Annotated in this window: 1 protein-coding gene; it reads right to left on the reverse strand. The window is 58.4% G+C overall.

Annotation, left to right across the window (positions count from 1 at the left end; all coding sequences use genetic code 11):
* A partial coding sequence (locus tag AC1D35_RS36615; protein WP_477942964.1) for a peptidoglycan-binding domain-containing protein occupies positions 1–740 on the reverse strand: 740 nt, incomplete at both ends.

Raw genomic sequence — 740 nt, forward strand, 5'->3', positions numbered from 1 at the left:
CCTTTATCGGATCCACTTGCACCAGCGCTTCGTGCGCGTGTGGTGTGCCGGCCTTGTGGGTCCCGACGCGCCAAGCCTTGAATTGACCAAATGCAATGCGAGCAGCGCCCTTTTCGTCCATCGGATGTTCCGTCCAGAAGCGACCAGGCTCCGTCGTTCCCTCCCAGACCCGGTTTTGTAGGGCACCATCCTTGTCGATCCAAAACACCAGGCGAACATCATTGAACGCGTTTGGAGCGTTGGCGTTCAACGTTCCGTCGACATTGGTGCCCTCGAGGTAAACGATGTTCTTGCAATCCGGATACCGGCATATCCAATACCCCTTGGCGCCCATGTAGTCGGTTATTCGGTCAAGCCAGCTCTGAGCTCTCGCGACAGCTGGAAGGGCGGTTGCGGCATTGGTGAGCGCGTCTTGGATAGTTCCGGTGATCGATCCGTCGTATGCGATTTCGTTTTTATGACAGTAAGATGTCAGTGCCCATTGCGAGACTGGGCCGAAATCGCCGTCAGGTGGTGGATCGGGATAGCCGAGATCCGAAAGGGCCTGCTGGATTCTTTTGTCAGCGGTTGTCGCCGTCGGGTCCGTAGCGACGCGTGCACCACCTCCAGATTGACCGTTCGGTGCTGCCGCCGGTCCTTGCCTAAATAGTGTGGCGAGGCTCGGGGTGTCTGGGGATGCTGCCCAGCCCTCGTCGCCACTGACACGCATGGCGTCGGCTAACCAGGTGACTAACTTGTGG

Source organism: Rhizobium sp. P1_E6 (assembly GCF_056405875.1).